This is a genomic window from Variovorax paradoxus, from assembly GCF_024734665.1.
GTDB lineage: Bacteria > Pseudomonadota > Gammaproteobacteria > Burkholderiales > Burkholderiaceae_C > Variovorax.
Genome location: NZ_CP102931.1, coordinates 5,540,168 through 5,555,046, shown reverse-complemented (window position 1 = coordinate 5,555,046; position 14,879 = coordinate 5,540,168). Strand labels below are relative to the sequence as shown.

Genomic DNA, 14,879 nt, shown 5'->3' with positions numbered 1-14,879 from the left:
GGGGCCTGCGGTCTGTGGGACAGCCGCACCCGTGGACTGGGCCGGACGCGCCCCTGCATGTGGGACGTGTCCGGCAAGCGGAGCTTCAGCCCGCTGCGATGCGCTGTGCGAGGTGAGCGAGCGCTTCCTCGACCTGGTCGACAAGGATCAAGGACAGGTCGCCGGGCTGCAGGCGGGCCAGTGCCGTATCGATCGCGACGAACTCACCGCGGATCTCGTCGATATAGCGCGTGCGAGCCGCGCCCTGCAGGCCCTGGCGCAGTAGCGCCATGACTTCGCCGTCGGCGCGGCCGCGTTGCGCCGCATCCTGATAAAGGATCACGTCGTCGAAGGCCTGGCCGAGGATGGCTGTCTGGTCGCGGATGTCCGAATCGCGCCGGTCGCCCGCACCGCTGATCACCACCGAGCGCTTCTTCGCCGGCATCGTGTCCACAGCAGACACCAGGGCGCGCATGGCGTCGGTGTTGTGGCCGTAGTCGGCGATCACGGTAGCACCGCGGTAGTCCATGACGTTGAAGCGCCCGGGCACGCCGGCTGCGTCGTTCATGAAGCTTGCGAGGCCGCTGCGGATGGTGTCCCAGTCGAGGCCCACGGCCCAGGCTGCGGCCACCGAGGCCATGACGTTGTCGACCTGAAAGCCGATGGTGCCGCCGCGCGTGATCGGCACGTCGCGCAGCGCGATGCGTTCGCGCCACGAGCCTTCGGCCGCGACCAGCGTGTCCTGGTCGACGTACACGGTGCGCTTGCCTTGCGCGCGGTGCGTGGCCATCACCGGGTGCATGCGGTCTGCGGTGAAGAAGATCACGTGGCCGGGGCAACCTGCTGCCATGGCCGCGACGTTCGGGTCGGCTGCGTTGAGCACCGCGTAGCCGTCGGCCGCCACGTTGCGCACGATCACGCGCTTGAGCACCGCGAGGTCTTCGACGGTGGTGATGTAGTTCAGGCCCAGGTGGTCGCCGCTGCCGATGTTGGTGACCACGGCCACCTGGCAGCGGTCGAAGCCGAGGCCTTCGCGCAGCACGCCGCCGCGGGCCACTTCGAACACGGCCGCATCCACGTCGGGGTGCATCAGCACGTTGCGCGCGCTCTTGGGGCCGCTGCAGTCGCCGCTGTCGGTCTGGCGGCCGTCGACGTACACGCCGTCGGTGTTGGTCATGCCGGTGCGCAGGCCGCTCGACGCGAGCAGGTGGTTGATCAGGCGCGCGGTGGTGGTCTTGCCGTTGGTGCCGGTAACGGCAACCACGGGAATGCGGCCGTCGTCGCCATGGGCGAAGAGGGTGTCCATCACGGCTTCACCGACCGCGCGGCCGCGGCCGAACGAGGGCGAGATGTGCATGCGCAGGCCGGGCGCGGCATTCACTTCGACCACGCCGCCGTGCTGCTCTTCGAGCGGGCGCAGCACGTTCTCGCAGACCATGTCGACGCCGCAGATGTGCAGGCCGACCATCTGCGCCGCATCGACGGCGCGCGCAGCCACTTCGGGGTGCACGGTGTCGGTCACGTCGGTGGCAGTGCCACCGGTGGAAAGGTTCGCGTTGTTGCGCAGCACCACGCGCTGGCCGCGTGCGGGCACGCTGTCGGGCGCGAGGCCCTGGGCTTCGAGCCGGCCGATGGCGATGTCGTCGAGGCGGATCTTGGTGAGCGAGGTGGCGTGGCCCTCGCCGCGGCGAGGGTCGAGGTTCAAGGTGTCCACCAGCTGGCGCACCGTGGAGCTGCCGTCGCCAATTACCTGCGGCGGGTCGCGCCGCGCGGCGGCCACGAGGCGGTCGCCCACCACCAGCAGGCGGAAGTCGAAACCGGGGAGAAACTTCTCGACCATCACCTCGCCGTAGGCGGCGGCCGAGTCGTAGGCCGCGAACAGTTCTTCGCGCGAGTTGATGTTGACCGTGACGCCCTTGCCCTGGTTGCCGTCCTGCGGCTTCACCACCACCGGCAGGCCGATTTCGTTGGCGGCGGCCCAGCCGTCTTCGGCGCTGCTGACGGGGCGGCCCAGCGGCACGGGCACGCCTGCGGCGTTGAGCAGCTGCTTGGTCAGTTCCTTGTCTTGTGCGATCGATTCGGCCACGCCGCTGGTGCTGTCGACTTCGGCGGCCTGGATGCGGCGCTGCTTCGAACCCCAGCCAAATTGCACGAGGCTGCCGCTGGTGAGCCGGCGGTACGGAATGCCGCGTGCCACGGCGGCATCGACGATGGAGCCGGTGCTCGGGCCCAGGCGCTCGGATTCGTCGAGGTCGCGCAGCTCGGTGATGGCGGCGTTGGCGTCGAAGGCGGTGTCGGCCAGGGCGGCGGCGATGAGCTGCTCGGCCACTTCGATCGCGCGGCGGCCGACGGCTTCTTCGCTGTACTGGAACACGACCTGGTAGACGCCGTCTTCCACGGTGGGCGACGTGTGGCCGAAGTTGACGGCGCAGCCGGCCTGGGCCTGCAGCGCCACGGCGGCGTTCTCGAGCACGTGGGCCAGCGCCAGCGGCTGGCCCAGCACCATCGGGTGCAGCTCGCCGATGGTGGGGAAGCGCGCGCGCAGGCGTGCCTCGAAGCCGGTCAGCTTGCTGATGGCGTTCTCGTCGCCTTCGCAGGCCACGACTGCCTCGATGGCGGTGTGGCGGCTCCAGAGATTGGGCCCGCGAAGGGCTCGGATGCGGGTGACTTTCATGGGGCGGCGAGGGCTACGGTCTTGTCGAGGCGATACGGAGCGATGCGATGCAAGGCTCAGTCAGGCGAATTGGGGTTGGGGTTGGAGCGGCTGGGTCTGCGACAGCTGCAGCGAGGCCAGCGCCGCCTGCAGGTCGGCCTCGAAGGCCTCCACGCCGGCGCCGATCAGGTTCAGCGGAATGCCCATGGCCCAGGCCGCGGCCACGGCGGCCAGCAGGCTTTCGAGGCTCACGCCGGCATGAGTGGCGCGCCACACGGTCAGCCGGCCGAGGCCCGGCAGGAACGATTCGCTGCTGCCGTTGGCCAGCACCACGCGGTCTTGCCGCACCAGTACTGCCTTGCCGCCAGCGGTCTGGTGCGCGGTGAGGTCGGCGGCCTGCGAGTCGGCCGAATACAGGATGACGGCGCCATCGCACAGCGGCGCAAGGCCGGCCACGCGCGGATCAGCCGCGTTCAGCACGGCGGTGCCTTCGGACAGCACCACATCGACCTGCGTGCGCAGCACCTTGACCATCTGGTCGCTCTCGGTGATGTCGTAGTCGGCCAGCGCTTCAGAGCCGTCGAGGTCGGTGACGATGCCGACTTCGCAGCGGTCGTAGGAAAGGCCGTCGCGCAGGATGGTCTCGGCGCCGTTCTCGATCACCACTGCCTGCACGGCGCGGTTCACGAGCAGGCGGTGGCCGGCGTCCCAGTTGGCACTGTCGCGCGCATCGACGCGGCGGCGTTCGAGGAAAAGGCCGTCGCGGCAGGCGAGGCCGGTGTGGCGACCACCCAGGCCGATCAGCCAGGCCACGAGGCGCGCCAGCACGGCGGTGTCGCGCGAGCCGGCCACGCCGACCACGGGAATGCGCCCGGGCGCGTCGTTGGGGAACAGGTGGTCGCAGATGGCGCGGCCCACCGGGCGCGGCGAACCGACAGCCGGCTTCAGGTGCATCAGCAGGCCGGGGCCGGCGTTGACTTCGACGATTGCGCCGCGCTGAGGGCCCAGCGGCTTGGAAATGTCTTGCGCCACAAGGTCGATGCCGGCGATGTCGAGGCCCACCACGCGCGCGGCCAGTACGGCGGCATGCGCGACTTCGGGGTGGACTTGGTCGGTGCAGTCGTTGGCCATGTTGCCGTTGCGCTGGATCGTGACCACGCGGCCGGCAGCCGGCACGGCGTCGGCGTCCAGCTCCTGGCGCTTGAGTTCGAGCTGCAGCTTGGCGTCGGTGTCGATCACGATCACGTCGAGCGGAAACTCTTCCTCGGCGCCGCGGCGCGGGTCGCTGTTGAGCTGCTTGTCGATGAGGTCGCGCACACTGCTCTGGCCGTCGCCGGTCACGGTGATGATCTCGCCGCGCGCGGCCGCCACCACCTCGCCGCCCACCACCAGCAGGCGGTGTTCGTGGCCGCGGATGAAGCGCTCGACCATCACGTCGCTGCCTTCGGGCTCGGCGACCGCGAAGGCGGCAAAGACTTCTTCGCGCGTCGTCAGTTCGAGCGACACACCGCGGCCGTGGTTGGCGTCGGAGGGTTTCACGACCACCGGCAGGCCGATGTCCTCGGCGGCTTCCCAGGCTTCTTCGGCATTGGCGACCACCTGGCCTTCGGGCACGGGCACGCCGCAGCTCGCGAGCAGGGACTTGGTCAGTTCCTTGTCGCTGGCGATCGATTCGCCGATGGCGCTGGTGTAGTCGGTCTCGGCGGTCCAGATGCGCTGCTGGTTGGCGCCGTAGCCCAGCTGCACCAGGTTGCCGCTGTTCAGGCGCATGTGCGGAATGCCGCGGTCGGTGGCGGCGGCCACGATGGCGGCGGTGCTCGGGCCGAGGTAGCAGTCTTCGACCTTGGCCTTGACCGCGTCGACCGCCTTCTGCACGTCGGCGGCGGTGAATGGGTCGTTGTTGATGGCGGCCATCAGCAGGCGGTGGCCCTCGGCCAGTGCCACGCGGGCGACCTGCTCGTCACGCGCGCGGAACACCATGCGGTAGACGCCGTGCTCCGAGGTGCTGCGGGTTTGCCCGAAGCCCGTCGGCATGCCGGCCAGGTTCAGCAACTCGATGACGACGTGTTCGAGCACGTGGCCCGACCAGGTGCCTTCGGTCAGGCGCTGGATGAACCCGCCGCGCTCGCCCACGCCGCAGTGGTGCTCGATGAGCGCCGGCAGCAGGCCGGTCAGGCGGTCGGTGAAACCGTCGATCTTGTTGGAGGGGTAATCTTCCAGTTGGCCCAGATCGAGCCAGACTTCGAGCACCGGACGGTAGGTCCAGAGGTTGGGACCGCGCAAATAGTTGATGCGCAGCAGTCGGATGTCGTCGAAACGGGTCATGCAAACGTTCGATGTGCTTTGGCCGAGCACCACGGCGCCTTCAAGCGCGCCCATGGCGATCAGTCAGAATCGGCGCCCGACGAAGGGCGCCATGACGCGGTCCATGCGGCCCGCGACGGGCAAGAGTCAAAGAAACACAATGCAACATCACGATCCAGTCGGCACCCGGGAGGGCGAAACAGAGGCGGCTTCAGACGCGCTGAAAAACCGGCTCGCAGTCGCGGAAAACGTTCTGGTAATACTGTCGGTTGACCTCGACGACCAACTTCGCTTCGCTTCCGGCCTAGTGGCCCTGACTGACCAGAGGCTGATTGCGCTCGAACCGGGCGGCGAATGGCGTGAGTGGCCACTAACAGATGCCGCCCTCGAACTGCGCCTGTCCGACCACTCCGGCGTCGGAACCCTAGATTTGACGGGGCCTGCGGGCCGGTTGGGCCGCTGGCGCTACACCCTGGCCGGGCAGGCCACGGCCCTGCGGTTGCTCAAGCTTTTCGGCCAGCGCATGGCGGGTGTCGCCAAGGAGACACCCGAAGTCATCGAGGTCGCCGATGGCGACGAACCGGCCGACACCGAGCTCCAGACCCCACCCTCGACCTGGGTGCTGCTGCGCCTGGGCCGCTTCGCCAAGCCCTACCGCAAGCAGCTGATTGCAGGATTTCTGCTGACCCTGATCTCCACCGCCGCCACCCTGGTGCCGCCGTACCTGACCATCCCGCTGATGGACGACATCCTGATCCCGTTCCAGAACGGGCAGAAGATCGACACCATGCGCGTGGGCGTGTACCTGGGCGGCCTGCTGATCGCGGCGCTGGTCGGCTGGGGGCTGGGCTGGGCGCGCACCTACCTGTTGGCGCTGGTGTCCGAGCGCATCGGCGCCGACCTGCGCACCACTACCTACGAACACCTGCTGACCCTGCCGCTGGACTATTTCGGCGGCAAGCGCACCGGCGATCTGATGGCGCGCATCGGCTCAGAGACCGACCGCATCAACGTTTTCCTGTCGTTGCATGCGCTCGATTTCGCGAACGACGTGCTGATGATCGTGATGACCGCGGTCATCCTGTTTTCCATCAACCCGCTGCTGGCTGTGGTCACGCTGGTGCCGCTGCCCTTCATCGCCTGGATGATCCACGTGGTGCGCGACCGCCTGCGCACCGGCTTCGAGAAGATCGACCGCGTCTGGTCCGAGGTGACCAACGTGCTGGCCGACACCATTCCCGGCATCCGCGTGGTCAAGGCCTTTGCGCAGGAACGCCGCGAAGCCGAGCGCTTCCGCATCGCCAACGCCTACAACCTGCAGGTCAACGACAAGCTCAACCGCACCTGGTCGCTGTTCACGCCGACCGTGTCGCTGCTGACCGAAATCGGCCTGCTCGTGGTTTGGGCCTTCGGCATCTGGCAGGTGGCGCGCGGCAGCATCACGGTGGGTGTGCTCACCGCCTTCATCGCCTACATCGGCCGCTTCTATACGCGGCTCGACTCGATGAGTCGCATCGTCTCGGTCACGCAGAAGGCGGCGGCCGGCGCCAAGCGCATCTTCGACATCCTCGACCATGTGAGCAACGTGCCCGAGCCGGCCAATCCGGTGAAGGTGGAGCGCGTGCAGGGCCGCATCGAGATGAGCGGGCTGGGCTTTCGCTATGGCTCGCGCGCCGTGATCCATGACCTCGACCTGGTGATCGAGCCCGGCGAGATGATCGGCCTCGTGGGCCACAGCGGCTCGGGCAAGAGCACGCTGGTCAACCTCATCTGCCGCTTCTACGACGTGACCGACGGCGCCATCAAGGTCGACGGCACCGACATCCGCCGCTTCGCAGTGGCCGACTACCGGCGCCACGTGGGGCTGGTGCTGCAGGAGCCTTTCCTCTTCTTCGGCACCATCGCGCAGAACATCGCCTACGGCAAGCCCGACGCCACGCGCGAGGAAGTCGTCGCCGCGGCCCGTGCGGCCCACGCACACGACTTCATCCTGCGGCTGCAGCATGGCTACGACTCGCTGGTCGGCGAGCGCGGGCAGGGCCTCTCGGGTGGCGAGCGCCAGCGCATCAGCATTGCGCGCGCGCTGCTGATCGACCCGCGAATCCTGATCCTCGACGAAGCCACCTCGGCCGTGGACACCGAAACCGAGAAGGAAATCCAGAAGGCGCTCGACAACCTCGTGCAGGGCCGCACCACCATTGCCATCGCGCACCGCCTGTCGACGCTGCGCAAGGCTGACCGCCTCGTGGTCATGGACCGCGGCGAGGTGGTCGAAGTGGGACCGCACGACGCCCTGATGGCGAAGCAGGGCGCCTACTGGCGGCTCTACCAGGCGCAACTGCGCCAGGGCGACGACGACGCGAGCGAAGGAGCTGCCGACGAGCGCGCCAACGCGCAGGCGCCGCTGGCCATCAGCCACGCAGCTCATCCGGCGGGGGAAGCATGACCGAGCACAACACCCCATCTTTTGAACTTGAACGCGATGCCTTCGGCCGCCTGGTGCTGGCCGACGCGCAGGGCGAGCGCCATGTGGGCGTCGTGCCCGTGCGGGCCTTTCCGCTGAGCGCGCCCGGCCACGGCATTTCGCTGGTCGGCAGCGAAGGGCGCGAACTGGTCTGGATCGACAGCGTCGATCAGCTGCCGGCGCAAGCCAAGGCGCTGCTTGAGGAAGAACTTGCAGTGCGCGATTTCGCGCCCACGCTGCTGCGCCTGCACGGCGTGTCGAGCTTCGGCGTGCCCAGCACCTGGACCATCAGCACCGACCGCGGCGACACCACCTTCGTGCTCAAGGCCGAGGAAGACATCCGCCGGCTCGAAGGCGGTGCGCTGCTGATTGCGAGCGCGCACGGTGTGCAGTTCCGCATTCCCGACGTGAAGACGCTCGACCGGGCTTCGCGCAAGCTGCTCGAGCGCTTCCTCTGAGGCGCCCGGCCCGGTTCGATCAGTCCAGCAGGTCGGAGTACTCGCCGCGCTCGTAGGCGTCGGCCGTTTGCCACGGCAGCGTCTTGGGCGCAGGGATGGCCGAGGCGGTCATCACATTGAGCGAGGTGCCGTGCGCATTGCGCTGCTCGATCTTGCGGGCGTAGCGGCCCGCCACGTCCCAGTCGATGCGCAGCGTGCTCTCGCCCTGCTGCACCTCGTAGCGCTGCACGCCCTTGTTGCCGGCCGTGCCCAGCGCCTTCATGTGCGGCAGGCTGGCGGGGTCGACGAGCCAGTAGGCATTGGCCCAAGAGCCGCCGTAGCCCACGTTGCCGTAGTTGGCCTTGTCGACCTCGATCAGCTTGCGCTGCTGGCGCAGCACCATGCCCACCTGCACCTTGCCGGCCGCATCGCGGCGCAGCCACAGCGGCGCGGCGGTGTTGTCGGCGTGCGAGTGGCCGATGTGCACCTTGCCTTCGCTGGCCTCGTGGTCGTGGTCGGCGCGCAGTGCGGGCGGTAGCTCGCGCTCGATCCACACCGTGCCCGCGCGGCGGAACATCAGGTCGGCGTAGCGGCTTTCGCGCTGAACGCCGTCCTTGCCGATCGTCAGCACATGGTGCTGGATGCGCAGGTTCTGGTCGGGCGCCGCGGCGTCACCCGCGGCGCTGGCTGCCAGCGGAAGCGCTGCGAGGGCCGTAGCCGCCAGCAGCGCCTTGAGTGTCGAGGGAACGCTCACAGACCTGCCGCCTCTTTGACCTTGTTGAACACCTTGATGTTCTCCACGGTGCCCTTGAAGATCTTCGAGCCCGCGCCGCCAGCGAACAGCATCACGTCGCCGCCGCCATGGGTTTCCGCGCCGGGCGTGCCGAGGTTGATGCCGACTTCCTGCAGGAAGTTGTCGTCCTCGGTGTCCATCGCGGTCTGGTCATCGCGCGAAGTCGCGCGTGCCGGTGCGATCCACGGCTTGTTGCCGTCTTCCGCATTGACCTGGCTGGAGCCCGTCGCGTTAGGCCGGCCGCCGTTGCCGAACACCAGCGTGGTGTAGGGCTTGCCATCGGTCGCCTTTGCCAGCTTGCCGTCGGAGTAGCTGTTGACCTTGCCGAGGATCGGGTTGCCGATCTTCGGATAGCCGTTGAAGGCGATCGCATGGTCATGGTCGGCCGTGACCACCACCAGCGTGTTCTTCAAGCCCGGGTCCTTCTTCTCCATGTAGTCGAGCGCGGTCTGGATGGCCGCGTCGAAGGCCAGCGTGTCTTCCAGCGCGCGCTTGGCATTGGTGCCGTGCAACGCGTGGTCGATGCGGCCGCCTTCCACCATCAGGAAGAAGCCCTTGTCGTTCTTGCTGAGCACGCCGAGCGCCTTCTCGGTCATGTCCGACAGGCTGGGCTGGTCGAGGCTCTGCTTCACGCGGTCGAGTTCGTAGGCCATTTCGCTCTGCGAGAACAGGCCCAGCAGCTTGCCGGTGGCAGCCGTGTCGACGGTCTTGAGCTTGGTGCCGGTGTCGACGTAGGTGTAGCCCTTGGCCTTCATCGCGGCCACCAGGTCGGCGCCGTCGGTGCGCTTGCTGCTGGGGTTGGTCGCGACTGGCAGGTAGTTGCGCTGGCCGCCGCCCATCAGCACGTCGATGCCGTCGAGCAGCTTGGGGTTGTAGTTGGCATGGCCCGGCACGCTCTGCTCGGCGATGGTGTTGTAGCCATTGCGATTGCAGATGTGCGAGTAGGTGGTGGCCGGCGTGGCATGGCCGACGCGCGTGGTCGACACCGCACCCACCGCGCGGCCCTTGGCCTTGGCGAGTTCGAGCAGCGTGTCGACGGCCTTGCCGTTGGTCGGCTGGCAGGTCGTGTCCTCGCCGTTGATGTACTGCTTGCCGGTGCTGTCGACGGCGGTGGTGTCGCCCGACATCGAGATCACCTCGTTGCGCATCTTCACGCCGGTCATGTAGGCGGCCATGGAGGGCGCACTGTCGGTGGTCTGGCCGTCGAGCGAGAAGGTCTTCACGCGCGCCGCGTACGGCAGCGACTGCATGACGAGGTTGGCGCGCTCGGGGCTCACCAGCGAGCCGGGCTTGGCGGCCAGCTGCTTCTCGCCCTTGTAGATGCGCGCGGCGGTCACCGTGACGGGACCCATGCCGTCGCCGAGGAAGAAGATGACGTTCTTGGCTTCGCCGGCGGCGTGGGCGCTGCCGGCGAGCGCGGCGAGGGTGCCTGCTGCAGCGCAGACAAGGGCGGCGGCCAGGCGGGTCTTCGGGGTCTTGCGGATGGTGCGGTTCATGGTCGTGTTCATGGTTGTGTTCATGGTTGTGTGCGTCCTGGAGCGATGGCCGCCCCTCACAGGCCGACCGCCTTCTTGATGAGGGCGAACACGTCGGTGTTGGTGATCACGCCGGCGAAGTTGTCGGCGCCCAGGCCTTGCGCGCCGAGGAATACGTCGGCGCCGCCATGGGTTTCGGAGTCGCTGGCCGCATCCATCGGTACCACGGCTTCCTGTTTGTAATCGGCGTTTTCCACGTCGGCGTCGGCGATCGGGCCGCGCGTGGGGAGACGGCGCGGGCCGTTGCCGAAGCCGATGATGGTGTACGGGTTGCCGTCCACGTCCTTGCTGGTCTTGCTGGTGTCGACATAGTCCTTCACCAGGCCGAGCACGCCCGGCTTGCCGGCCTCGGTCTTGCCGGTGCGCGCGGCATAGCCGTTGAGCTGCAGCGTGTGGTCGTGGTCGGCCGTGACCACAACCAGCGTGTTCTTCAGGCCTGGATCGATGGCCTGCATCTTGTCGAGCGCGAGCTTGATGGCGTCGTCGAAGGCGCCGGTGTCCTGCAGTGCGCGGCGTGCATTGGTGGCGTGCAGCGCATGGTCGATGCGCCCGCCTTCCACCATCAGGAAGAAGCCCTTCTTGCGCGCGGCCAGCGCGTCGATGGCCTTGCCGGTCATCTCGGCCAGGCTCGGCTCCTTGGAGGCGACACGGTCGAGGTCGTAGGCCATGTGGCTCTTGGTGAAAAGGCCGGCGATCTTGGTGGTGCCGTCGGCCGGCAGCTTGTCGAACTCGGCCTTGTCGGCGGCGAAGCTGTATTTGGCGGTCTTCAGTTCGGCGATCAGGTCGCGCTTGTCGTTGCGCTTGCCGCCGGCTTCCTTGGCGATGAAGTAATCGGTGCCGCCGCCGAAGAACACGTCGACGCCGTCGCCCAGTTTGCCGTTGTAGCCGGCGCCGCCCGGCACGAGCGCGGCGGCGATGGTGTTTTCGGCGTCGCGGTGGCACACGTGCGAGTACGTGGCGGCGGGCGTGGCGTGCGTGATGCGGGTGGTGGTTACCACGCCGGTTGCGTAGCCCTTGGCCTTGCTCTGCTCCAGCAGTGTTTCAACGGCCTGGCCGTTGCCCGAGGGGCAGGTGCTGTCGAAGTTGACCTGGTAGGCCTTGCCCGCGGCGTCGGCGGCCTTGGTCTCGGGGCTCATCGAGATGACTTCGTTGTTCATCTTCACGCCGGTCATGTAGGCCGACATCGAAGGGGCGCTGTCGGTCACCTGCGCGTCGTTCGAATAGGTGTGGACGAAGGCCGTCTCGGGCAGCGTGTCCATCGTGAGGTCGCCGTCTTCGCCGACCTTGTAGATGCGTGCGGCGGTCATGGTGGTGATGCCCATGCCGTCGCCGAGGAAGAACAGGACATTCTTGGGTGCCTGCGCGGCCGGCGGCGGGGTCGTCGTCGGCGGAATGAACGGCAACACGACGCCGTTGTTGTTGCTGCCGCCGCAAGCGGACAGCAGTAATGAGACGCCCAGCAGCGCTGGGGCAATGAAGCGTTGGGTCATGCAAATCCCTCGGGTGGTTATTCGAGAGGTGCGCGCACCGCGCACCATTTCTGGAGATGCAATCTAAAGACGTCGAATGACCCGGCCGTGACGAGTTGAAAGCAGAATGAAAGTTCAGCTTTCTTCTTGAAATAAATGCGCGATCTGTCTTCGGCGTGTCATGCAGGCCGGGCTGGCGGAGGCGACTCAGCGCGACGCGAGCCAGCGCAGCGCCACCGCGCCCGCCGCAGCCGCCACGCCACTCACCAGCGTGCCCCATGCCATGTCGATGAACGACAGTGCCAGCGGCCAGTTGCGGATGACGGCCAGGTTGGTCAGGTCGTAGGTGGCGTAGCAGAAGAGGCCGAACAGGCCGCCCAGCAGCGCGGCCCGCATCACACCCTGCGCCTTCAGCCCCGGCACGATCGCGAACACCAGCAGGCCGATGGGGTACATCAGGTAGAAGAGGGCCGCGAAGCCCAGACGCGGGTTGGGCGACATCAGCTCGCCCATCGCCTCCTGGTACATGCCCTTGGCGACGACGCCGAGCCAGGTCATGTCGACCACCAGCAGCACCACGAAGGTGACGGCCCATGCAGCCAGGTGTTTAGCGCTCATGCGTGGGATCGTATCCGCGGCTCTGCCCGGCCTGCGAAAATCGCACATTTGGACTACAGCGGCCCCGCCGTTGACGGATATGCCCCTGCACACCACCGCCCTCGTTCTGTTTTCCGGCGGCCAGGACTCGACCACCTGCCTCGCCGATGCGCTCTCGAAGTACCAGCGCGTCGAAACCCTGGGCTTCGACTACGGGCAGCGCCACCGCGTCGAGCTCGACGTGCGCGGCACCATCCTCTTGAAGATGCGCGAGCGCTTCCCTGATTGGGCGCCGCGCCTGGGCGAAGACCATGTGCTCACGCTTGCCGCGCTGGCGCAGCTCGGCGGCTCTTCGCTTACCGAAGAGGTCGCCTTCGCCATGCAGGCCGACGGCTTGCCCAACACCTTCGTGCCCGGGCGCAACCTGCTGTTTCTCACGCTGGCCGGCGCGCTGGCCTATCGGCGCGGGCTGCAGGTGATCGTCACCGGTGTCTGCGAGACCGACTTCTCGGGGTACCCCGACTGCCGCGACGACACCATGAAGGCGATGCAGCTAGCGCTGTCGCTCGGGCTGGAGCGCCGCCTCGTCATCGAGACGCCGCTCATGTGGATCGACAAGGCCGAAACCTGGACCATGGCGCACCGCCTGGGCGGCGAGCCGCTGGTCGACCTGATCGTGGAAGAGACCCACACCTGCTACCTCGGCGACCGCGTGCACCGCCAGGCCTGGGGCTACGGCTGCGGCGAGTGCCCCGCCTGCGACCTGCGCAAGAAGGGCTGGGAGCGCTACGCCGCGGCGGGCTGAACCCCCGCTGAGGTGTTCAGCCGGTAGCGCGCGCCGCCGGCAGCGCCGTCTTCTTGGGGCACCAGCGTCCACCGCTGGTTGTGGAAGTCGCCCACGGCCGCACGGTGCGCGATCGACACCATCGCCCCGCCGGCGGCGTGCACCGTGTCGGCGAGCCGCTTGTAGAGCACGCTTTCGGCCTGGGCGTCGAGCGCGCTGGTGATCTCGTCTGCAAACAGCCATGCCGGTTTCTTGAGCAGCACCCGCGCGATGGCCAGGCGCTGCTGCTCGCCGCCGGAGAGTTTCTGGCTCCAGGCGTCGCTGTCGTCCAGGCGGCTTACGAGGTCGGGCAGCAGTGCGTCGGTCAGGGCCTGGCGCAATTGGTCGTCGCTGAAGTTCGATGCGGGGTTGGGGTAGGTCAGCGCATCGCGCAGCTTGCCGTCGGGCACGTAGGGCCGCTGGGGCATGAAGGCGACGTTGTCGGGCACCTGCAGCTTGCCCTTCGAGAACGGCCAGATGCCCGCGAACGAGCGGAACAGCGTCGACTTGCCGCTGCCCGAGGGCCCTTGCAGCAGCACGCTGTCACCGGGTTTCACCGCCAGAGCGGCGCCGGCAAGCAGCGGCGTGCCGTTCGGCAGCGCGACTGCGAGGTCGTCGGTTTGCAGCATCTGCGAGGGCGCGCGCTGCAGGGCATCGTCCCGCGAGGCGTGGGCCGTCATGCTGTCATCGAAACTGGTAAGGCGGTCGGTGGTGGCGCGCCACACGGCCACGCTGTCGTAGTTGTCGACGAACCAGCTGAGCGACTCCTGCACCTTGCCGAAGGCCGAGCCGATCTGCATCAGGTGGCCGAGCTGGAACGCGCCGCCAAAGTACTGCTGCGCCGCCACGAGAAACGGAAAAATCACCGCGGCCTGTCCGAAGAACGAGGTGAAGGTGACGAGGTTCTTCTGCTGCTTGATCAGCAGCAGGTAGTTGCGCAGCACGTCGCCGAAGCGCAGGTCGAGCTGTCCGCGCTCGACCTTCTCGCCGTGGTCCAGCGCGATCGCCTCGCTGTACTCACGCACGCGCACCAGGTGATGCCGGAAATCGGCCTCGAAGCGCTGCTGCCTGAAGTTCAGGCCGATCAGCGGGCGGCCGATGAAATGCGTGACGACGGTGCCAACGATGGAATACCCAAGCGCCAGCCAGACCATCGCGCCGACGATCTGGTGGGTGGTGCCGTTGAAGGTGAACGAGAAATTGCCCGACAGCCCCCAGAGCAGGCCGATGAAGCTCAGGAGAGTGACGACGGCATTCAACAGGCCCATTGAGAGCGTCATCGTGGAGCTGGTGAAGATCTGCATGTCTTCCTGGAGGCGCTGGTCGGGGTTGTCCGGCGTGTGACCGTCCTTGTTGGCGTAGCGCGCCAGCTCCAGGTGATAGAAGGTGCGGTCCGCCATCCAGCGCGACAGGTAGCTGCGCGTCATCCAGGTGCGCCAGCGCAGCTGCAGCAGCTGGGTTATGTAGAACTTCAGCACCTGCACCGCGATGTTGAAGAAGGCGATCCAGCCGAACACGCGCACCTCGCGCCAGAAGGTCGTCACGTCCTTGTTCTGCAGCGCGTCGTAGAAGCGCCCATACCACTGGTTGCCCAGCACCGCCACATATACATAGAAGAGGTTGAGCGCGACGATGGTCAGCAGCATGGCGCGGGCGCGCCATTTCTCCTCTGACCGGAAGTAGGGCGCAGCGAGCGAGAAGACGCGGCGCAATACCTGGATGAACGTGCTTGCGCGCGCGGTGACGGGTGAAGACATGTGGTTTCCTCGCAGGCGCCCGTGCGGCGCCGGTCATCATGAAGAAACCATCGTAGACAAATGTTTCT

10 protein-coding genes are annotated in these 14,879 nt (G+C 67.4%); 3 read left to right on the top strand and 7 right to left on the bottom strand.

The annotated features are described in order from the left end of the window. Positions 1-85: 85 nt before the first annotated feature. Positions 86-2,653: a cyanophycin synthetase gene (gene cphA / locus NWF24_RS26245; RefSeq protein WP_258351100.1), complete on the bottom strand. Its 2,568-nt coding sequence runs from the start codon at positions 2,651-2,653 to the stop codon at positions 86-88. A gap of 60 nt (positions 2,654-2,713) precedes the next feature. Then, a complete protein-coding gene (locus NWF24_RS26240; protein ID WP_258351099.1) occupies positions 2,714-4,957 on the bottom strand; it encodes a cyanophycin synthetase in 2,244 nt (747 codons plus the stop codon). Between the two features lie 139 nt (positions 4,958-5,096). Between NWF24_RS26240 and NWF24_RS26235 the strand changes: the two genes are divergently transcribed. Together NWF24_RS26235 and NWF24_RS26230 are read left to right on the top strand one after the other, a co-directional pair. Then, positions 5,097-7,382: a cyanophycin metabolism-associated ABC transporter gene (locus tag NWF24_RS26235; RefSeq protein WP_258351098.1), complete on the top strand. Its 2,286-nt coding sequence runs from the start codon at positions 5,097-5,099 to the stop codon at positions 7,380-7,382. Continuing rightward, positions 7,379-7,858 carry a cyanophycin metabolism-associated DUF1854 family protein gene (locus NWF24_RS26230; RefSeq protein ID WP_258351097.1) on the top strand — a complete coding sequence of 160 codons (480 nt, stop codon included), beginning with the start codon at positions 7,379-7,381 and terminating at the stop codon, positions 7,856-7,858. The genes NWF24_RS26235 and NWF24_RS26230 overlap by 4 nt, the downstream gene beginning before the upstream one ends. A 19-nt stretch (positions 7,859-7,877) precedes the next feature. On the opposite strand, the gene NWF24_RS26225 is transcribed toward NWF24_RS26230, so the two are convergent. The 4 genes from NWF24_RS26225 to NWF24_RS26210 form a co-directional block, all read right to left on the bottom strand. Further along, positions 7,878-8,591, bottom strand: a complete 714-nt coding sequence (locus NWF24_RS26225; protein WP_258351096.1) for a hypothetical protein — start codon at positions 8,589-8,591, stop codon at positions 7,878-7,880. After that, a complete protein-coding gene (locus NWF24_RS26220) occupies positions 8,588-10,138 on the bottom strand; it encodes an alkaline phosphatase (RefSeq protein WP_375338489.1) in 1,551 nt (516 codons plus the stop codon). Before NWF24_RS26220 ends, NWF24_RS26225 begins: the two co-directional genes overlap by 4 nt. A 44-nt stretch (positions 10,139-10,182) precedes the next feature. Further along, complete coding sequence (locus NWF24_RS26215; protein ID WP_258351095.1) at positions 10,183-11,655, bottom strand: alkaline phosphatase; 1,473 nt, start codon at positions 11,653-11,655, stop codon at positions 10,183-10,185. Between the two features lie 186 nt (positions 11,656-11,841). Next, complete coding sequence (locus NWF24_RS26210; RefSeq protein WP_258351094.1) at positions 11,842-12,252, bottom strand: DUF2177 family protein; 411 nt, start codon at positions 12,250-12,252, stop codon at positions 11,842-11,844. A gap of 79 nt (positions 12,253-12,331) precedes the next feature. On the opposite strand from NWF24_RS26210, the gene queC reads away from it, so the two are divergent. Beyond that, complete coding sequence (queC, locus tag NWF24_RS26205) at positions 12,332-13,036, top strand: 7-cyano-7-deazaguanine synthase QueC (RefSeq protein WP_258351093.1); 705 nt, start codon at positions 12,332-12,334, stop codon at positions 13,034-13,036. Here the strand turns inward: queC and NWF24_RS26200 are convergent. After that, the gene (locus tag NWF24_RS26200) at positions 13,018-14,811 is read right to left on the bottom strand and encodes an ABC transporter ATP-binding protein/permease (RefSeq protein WP_258351092.1); all 1,794 of its coding nucleotides are present in this window, start codon (positions 14,809-14,811) and stop codon (positions 13,018-13,020) included. The genes queC and NWF24_RS26200 overlap by 19 nt on opposite strands. Positions 14,812-14,879: the final 68 nt, after the last annotated feature.

Excerpts from the sequence above, each read along its gene's own strand:
- cphA (WP_258351100.1), bottom strand. The coding sequence starts at position 2,653 with ATGAAAGTCACCCGCATCCGAGCCCTTCGCGGGCCCAATCTCTGGAGC.
- NWF24_RS26240 (WP_258351099.1), bottom strand. The coding sequence starts at position 4,957 with ATGACCCGTTTCGACGACATCCGACTGCTGCGCATCAACTATTTGCGC.
- NWF24_RS26215 (WP_258351095.1), bottom strand. The coding sequence starts at position 11,655 with ATGACCCAACGCTTCATTGCCCCAGCGCTGCTGGGCGTCTCATTACTG.
- NWF24_RS26235 (WP_258351098.1), top strand. The coding sequence starts at position 5,097 with ATGCAACATCACGATCCAGTCGGCACCCGGGAGGGCGAAACAGAGGCG.
- NWF24_RS26210 (WP_258351094.1), bottom strand. The coding sequence starts at position 12,252 with ATGAGCGCTAAACACCTGGCTGCATGGGCCGTCACCTTCGTGGTGCTG.
- NWF24_RS26200 (WP_258351092.1), bottom strand. The coding sequence starts at position 14,811 with ATGTCTTCACCCGTCACCGCGCGCGCAAGCACGTTCATCCAGGTATTG.
- queC (WP_258351093.1), top strand. The coding sequence starts at position 12,332 with ATGCCCCTGCACACCACCGCCCTCGTTCTGTTTTCCGGCGGCCAGGAC.
- NWF24_RS26230 (WP_258351097.1), top strand. The coding sequence starts at position 7,379 with ATGACCGAGCACAACACCCCATCTTTTGAACTTGAACGCGATGCCTTC.
- NWF24_RS26220 (WP_375338489.1), bottom strand. The coding sequence starts at position 10,138 with ATGAACACGACCATGAACCGCACCATCCGCAAGACCCCGAAGACCCGC.